The sequence below is a fragment of the Psittacicella gerlachiana genome (assembly GCF_003585965.1).
In the GTDB taxonomy this organism is placed as follows: domain Bacteria; phylum Pseudomonadota; class Gammaproteobacteria; order Enterobacterales; family Psittacicellaceae; genus Psittacicella; species Psittacicella gerlachiana.
Map to the genome: position 1 here is coordinate 1 of NZ_NRJF01000052.1, position 6,789 is coordinate 6,789.

Consider the following 6,789-nt stretch of genomic DNA (forward strand, 5'->3'; position numbering starts at 1 on the left):
ATGTAATACTTACAACTTTAATCAAGTTTGGTTATTTATTGTTAAAAATGACTTTTTAAATGATAGATTTTGCTTAGCAACTATATTAAAGAGTCGTTGCTTTAAAGTTGATAAACTCTTTAAAGTTTAAGAAAAAGTAAAGACGCAAGGTACAAACCCTGCGTCTTTACTTTTATGAATAAATATAAAATAAAAGTACCTTTTGAGTTGGTAAATCACAAAGATTAAACTTTATTAAGTTTGAGAGATCTAGATACAATGTCTAACTAATTTTCTTTACCCTCCAAACTCGGCTCTTGTGACTGACGAGTTCTTTGTTGATAATAAAACTCTTGCTCATCAAGGAAGTGTAAGGCTTTTTGTAAGTTGCCTTGGAAGTCAAGTTCATAGTTAGGATAGTCTAACGGCATCACTTTTTGTAAATATGAACTCTTTTGATTATCGAGGAGCATAATTAAGCCAAAGTCATCTTCAGTACGAATTAATCTCCCTATCCCTTGCTTAAATACCATATAGCCATCGGCATTATAGTATTGTTCATAATAGTAGTTTGGATTATGACGATACAGATGGTTTAAAGTATTGTAGTAAGCATTGAGTTGAGGATTAGGATACTTATCGAGAATAAGTAAAGAGAGTTTATCCCCTTTAATATCCACTCCTTCCCAGAAAGATCTCGTAGCGACGATAACGGTATTTTCTTCTTCCTTAAGCGAGTTAACTAAGAACTTATTACTTACCTCACGACTTTGTTGCAGCACATTAAATTTACGAGACTCGAGTTCACGATCTTTTTCCGCACGTGTAGGCACAAGATTTCGGGCGGCAAACTCTTGCATAATTTGCTCTTCTACCTTGGCATCAAGTAAGCGTTGGAGTTCTTGTCCTACTTGTTTCACTCGATAGTTAGAAGTACAAAGCCAGAGACAGCGGCCTTTGTTCTTAAAGATTAATTCCGCTGTATCAGCACTCACAATTTGCTTACTGCGACTGTTTTGTACATAGAAGTAAGCTCGCTTGTGATGACGGAAAGGAGAAGCGACAATACCTATATTGGCATACTTAATACCAAGCGTTTGGGTAAAGCGTGAGCAATCTTGACCAATACTTAAAGTCGCAGAGGTAAGAATCCATTTACTGTTCTTTAAGTTGTTTCGCAACTTCGCAAAGCCAAGATGAGCTTCTAGTGGTTTTAAGAAAAAGTTTACTTGGTTACGATGGGGGTTAGTATCGATAAACACATAAGGATATTTTTCTTTTTTTGTATCGGTATAACCTGGATATAAACTAAAGTATTGAAAGAGTTGATAGAGGTCATTTAGCGAAGTTAAAGTTTTTTGGTAATCAAAAAGTTCTTTTTTACTTGTTTCTAACCCTTCTTTATCAGGCACTCCTTCACCACTTTTTTTCTCTTTTTTGAGTTCATCTTCCATCTCACTCACATGCTGCATTAATTCTTGGATTTTATTGATTAATGCCGGTTTAACTTTTTCATAGAGGCGACGTAACCGAGTATAACACCCATACATTAATTGCCAAGGCTGAGGTTGAGGTTCATCTTGTAACCAAAAATTAGTTTGTTTAGTTACAAGATTGCCTGGTAAACTCCAAGCTGGGCGAATCGCAAGATCACAAGGATCGCTAAGTTTACGATAGAGCATTTGCTCTTTACTTGGAGCAGCCATGTGCAGAGGATTAAACGCTAACTCTGCCCAGCAATATTCTTTGGTGGTGTAGTTAAGGTAATTTACATTATTATTCTCAACTTCACGATCATGAATATTTTGTCCAATATAGAGAATGGTATCGTTTAAACGACGCATGCTGTTTTTGAGGCGTTCAATTTCGAGTTTGATCTCTTGCAGTTGTTTATTTAAGCCTTTGTTTACGAGGCTTCGCATCGAAGCCAATTCACCTTTATTAAAGTTCTTTTTGCGTTGGATTTGTTCTAACGTAAGAGGAGCTATAGGTTCGGCTTCTTTGATTTGCCTAATTTTGGTATTTAGAGCTTCAACCTTTTCTCTTTGACGCCTAAGCTGGCTATTAATGTTATTTAAGTGAAGTTTAGGAGTAAAACTCTCGAGCTCTTGAGGTAATTTTACTTCCTCTAGAGCTTGTTTAAACTCAAGAACAAGAGGATGATCTGATTCTTCCTTGAGGTAGCTACGAATAAGTTTTGGGAGTTGAGCTTGTTTAGCTTTATCGCCATATTTTGCTTCTACGTCAATTAACTCTTGAGCATAACTTTGTAGAGCTTCAAGCAGTTTCTCTTGGGTTTTGAGTTCATTTTGTTGAGCTTCAAGTTGGAATTTTTCCTGCCATTGTTGATGACGATATTCATAAACCTTGTGCATTGCTTGTAGGCGTTTTTGCTCTAAGAGAGCAATACTTGGAGCAAGCAATTCATGGATCATTTCTCGTCCTTTCTCAATAGCATGTCCTGATGGCAAGCTTAAAGCCCGAAAACTATAGTTAGTAAACTTTAACTCTTCGCCTTGAGAGTTAATAAGCATCATCCCACTAATTTCTTCTTGAGCACTGGAGGTAACCTTACCTTGACGATCCACTTCAACCTGTTCATCTTGACGCATACTCGCAAAAAGATCATTTTGCACTAAAGTATTCGAGCTTGAAGTTTTGCTTTTGCTCGTATCTTTGTTTTTGATTTTATCTAAATCCTTACCTGAATTTAGATGTTCAAGCACACTTTTAAAAGCATTGGCAAAGTTAACTCCTTGTCCAAAACGTTTTTTTACATTGGTAGCCACTTGTAAAGGGTTAAGCCAAAAAGAGAACTCAGGATCGACTCCGGATAGTGTTTCTTGGTGTCCTTGACGCCATTTTTGGGTTCTTACCACTAATCGAGATTCTGCAGGGACACTTAAAGCACTCAGACTACTAATTAAACTCGTATCATTGCCTCCCAAGAGTTTATGATTATCATAATTTGCAAATAAACTATATAAACTTGGAGTTAGGTTCGCATATTCAGCTTTTGGCCATAAAGAGGCATTGTTGACATACATTTGGTATTCTTTAGCAGCCATAGAAGCAAAAGCTTGCTGTAACTGGCTGGCAAAGAAGTTAACCTCCCCTTTGTCAGAGGTATTATTATGTCCTTGAAAAGCATGAAAAGCCTCTTGGGTTAGAAACCAAGCCACAGGGATATAATCTACCCCAGGTAACATAGCTGGAGCTTGTTGAGCAAATTCTTGGCTTTCATATAAAGCTTGGCTATCCACGTAATCGGGAAAGTGAGCTACGAGATCTTGATGAAAATCATGTAAAGGTGCAACAAGATCACAAGCGGAAACTTTTAAGAGCGAACTCGAAGTTAGATCTCGTTTAATGTCGTTAAGAAGATTGATCATTTCCTCAAGTGTAAAACGAGTAACCTCGGCATTGACAAGAACATGAGGTAAGTTATGCGCCTCGTCGACAATTACTGCATTATATTTTTGATCAAGGAATAAACGATCAGATTGTGAATATAAGGTATTGTGATTGACGATGACTATTTGAGATTCTTTTACTTTTTCTCTTACTTTAAAGTAAGGGCATTGTTCAACAAAAGAACAAGCATTACCACTACATTCAGGACGATTTAAAAAGAGAAAAGATCTTTGTTCTTCGGTAATCCGAATTTTACTTGGAATATTCTCAAAGTCTAACTTAGTTGGATCTTTACTATCTTGATACCAAGCATCTAGGGTATTAAGGAGGTAAGAAGAGAAGTTCACTTCTTTACCTTCATGGATAATAGATTTATTGGTTAAAGCCGTAAGTGTAGTTTCATTAGCTCCCGTTTTCTTTTTGATTTCATAAAGACTATTGAGCAGTGAATACTTGTTTTCGTGTTCAGGGTCATTAGTTTCCTTTAAAAATCCTAAAGCTCGAGGACAAAAGTAGTTACTTTGCCCTTTAAACACTAAATGTTTTACTCCTTGCCCTAAATGATCAAGTTTCCAATCTAAATCTAAAGCTCTTAGATCAAGAGTTTGAGGATCTTGAACCACGATTCCTTTTTTGAGGTTGGCTTCGATCTCAGTACGAGTTTGAGCAACCTGTTCTTTTTGGCGTTTAGCTTCCTCAGGATTATTGGTTTCAAGTTCTTTAAATTTACGGTCAATATTTGCTTGTAAAACTTTGGCTTTATTAGCAATTTCTTTTACTTGCAAAATGAGATCAGGTAACTCATTGCTAAGTTGTTCTTGCAAAGATTTCATGTAAGTAGAAACTATTACTTTTTGTTGAGAAAACAAAATTGGAATTAGGTAAGCTAAAGATTTACCAGTTCCGGTAGGAGCTTCTCTAACTAAAGTATTTAAATCATACTTAATTTGCTTGCTTTGGGTATTTAAGAAAGTGCGAGCTGCGAGACGTAAATTATTATCAGGAGCTGAAGCTATTGCAACTTCATCTTGCTTAGAGTTCGAAGTTGTTGCAAGGCTTTTAGGTTGCAGTACTTCTGAAATTTGCTCTTCGTCAACACTAGTTTCACCCTCGAGTTCAGAGGTAAGACTAATTTTTTCAAGAGCTTTTTGTACCGCTTGAGCTAATTCTTTATCTTCGTCTTTTATTTGATGAGCTAAAGTAAAAATATCTTTACTTTGGTCGTGACTAAAGAGCTTATTTAGAACCTCAAGACGAGCATCTAATTGTTTATCGTCTTGCTTTTGTAGTTGTTCGTTAGTTTTTGAGGGTAAATACTGAGCTAAAGAACGTTGAATTGCTCGGTAAGCAACTCTTTGCATGGTACGTTTTTGTTGTTCTTCTTTGAGTTCAAGAACTTGCTCATAAGCTAAAGCCCGAAAAGCTTCAATAACCGCAAGACGTAGCTCTACATTATCTAAAGAACTTAAGTTACGATTTAAAGTGAGATTTTTTTGGAGTTCTGGAGATTCATCGTCAACACCAGCAAACTTTAAAGGTTCGTTATCGGAATCGTCGTCATCGTCAACATCACGATTGGGATCATAGTTGTAATCATCAAAGTTCGCAACTTCGTTAAGGAGTAAACTATGATAATTTTTTGCTTGTTCAACTGCTTGATCGAGAAAGTTATAGATTTTTAAGGCTTGATCTACATCTTCTTGATCTTTACTTTGGGCTTCGAGTTCATTTTTTCTTTGTTTATTAACAAAAAATTGCTCTTCTAATTCTGCATCAAGACTTGAGCTTTGATTGTCTTTAATGAGATTAGCAATAATATTACGCATACGCTTGTCTTTGAGACTAGGCGTAGAAGCGGCCGCTAAATGATCGGCAATGGCACAAGCGAGTTCAACTTGTTCGGGACGATACTTGTATCTATCTGGTTTGGTACGAGCTGCGATAATGAAAAAAGCCTGTACATAAGACTTTATCGACATAGAGTTCCTCACAAAACGAAAAATTTCCACTTAAAAATAATAAATTAGTCTTAAGTTCCTAAAACTGAAAATGTAGTGGCATGCCTACTACGTATCTATGTATATTTTACTAGAGTTTACGTAATTTAAGAGTGTTTTTTATGTAAGATATACGAAAATAGTCTAGCCTCGGGAGCTAGACTATTAAAGTTTTAATTGTGAAGGACTAAACAAACATTCTTTGTAGTAATGCTTGTTTTTGTTTTTCTAAATTTCCTAGATATTGTTCATTAATTTTAATTAAAGATGTTACATCATTTAATAGATTTCTGATTTTAATTTGCTCTTCTAAACTCGGCATTTTTATGCTGAATTTGATAAAAGAACTATAGTCAAATCTATATCTTACGCCATTAGATGTACTTAAGGATCTGATTCGTTCAAATTCAGAAGTTCTAAACCAGTATATTAAAAATTCATTATCTATAAGTTCATTTGCCTTAAAAGAAATGTACAGAGGAGAAACTATAGATACTTTTTCATTAAACTTTTTGTATGCTATAGAACCAACATGTATCCAGCCAGGGTTATATGCAAAAGAACCTGGCTCAATGATAGAGTAATTTGATAGATCCTTACTAGCTACTTTTAAGCTTTGGAAGTAGTCTTCTTGAGCGATAAATCCGTGTTTACTAGATATAGTTTCTACGTAAGTTATTTTTAGATCTTTGTTTTTTGATGAGTATCTAGTTAGTAATTTTGAAAAACTAACACTATCCCATTGATTTGTATAACCTTCAAATCTAAGATTTGGAGTCTTTTGATGATTATTACAATACAAACTTTCTAGTAAATTTGATTTTAGATCATTTAGCTTATCAATTTTATGTTTAGTTGCAGTGATAATATGATCCAAATCTTTAAAGAATGATCCTATATAATTTTGTTCCTCTAAAGATGGTACATTTATTTGCATCTGTACTAGAGATTCAAAATATAGTCTACTTCTTACACCACCACTAGTTAAGACAATTCTTTGGTTTTCAAAGTTTTTTGTATGAATCCAATACCATAGAAAACTTTGATTCATTAAATCATTTGTTGTAAAACTAACATAATCAGGGGATACAATTGATACGTTATCATTCAATTCTTTATATGCTATTGATCCTGAACTCAAAGCCATTGGATTATATGCAAAATAAGTAGGTTGAACTACTATATATTTTGATAAATCTTTTCCATACATTTTTCTATCAGAAAATAATTCATCTTGGGATATAAAACCAAACTTACATGAAACACTCTCGATAAAATTGATTTTTAAATCTTTATTTCTTTCTGAATTTTTGATTAAAAAGACTTCTAGTTTATTGTGTTCCCACTTATCATTGAAATCTTTAAATCTAAGTTTTGGATTTTTCATAAATCATAAATA

The 6,789-nt window shown here is 34.5% G+C and carries 2 protein-coding genes; both read right to left on the reverse strand.

Features of this window, described 5'->3' with window-relative positions; translation table 11 throughout:
* Window positions 1–266 precede the first annotated feature (266 nt).
* Entirely contained in the window at window positions 267–5,372 is a 5,106-nt protein-coding gene (locus CKF59_RS02055; RefSeq protein WP_119534325.1) for a helicase C-terminal domain-containing protein, read from the reverse strand.
* Window positions 5,373–5,577: 205 nt separating this feature from the next.
* Window positions 5,578–6,777, reverse strand: a complete 1,200-nt coding sequence (locus CKF59_RS02060) for a restriction endonuclease subunit S (RefSeq protein ID WP_119534326.1) — start codon at window positions 6,775–6,777, stop codon at window positions 5,578–5,580.
* Window positions 6,778–6,789: the final 12 nt, after the last annotated feature.

Excerpts from the sequence above, each read along its gene's own strand:
- CKF59_RS02055 (WP_119534325.1), bottom strand. The coding sequence starts at position 5,372 with ATGTCGATAAAGTCTTATGTACAGGCTTTTTTCATTATCGCAGCTCGT.
- CKF59_RS02060 (WP_119534326.1), bottom strand. The coding sequence starts at position 6,777 with ATGAAAAATCCAAAACTTAGATTTAAAGATTTCAATGATAAGTGGGAA.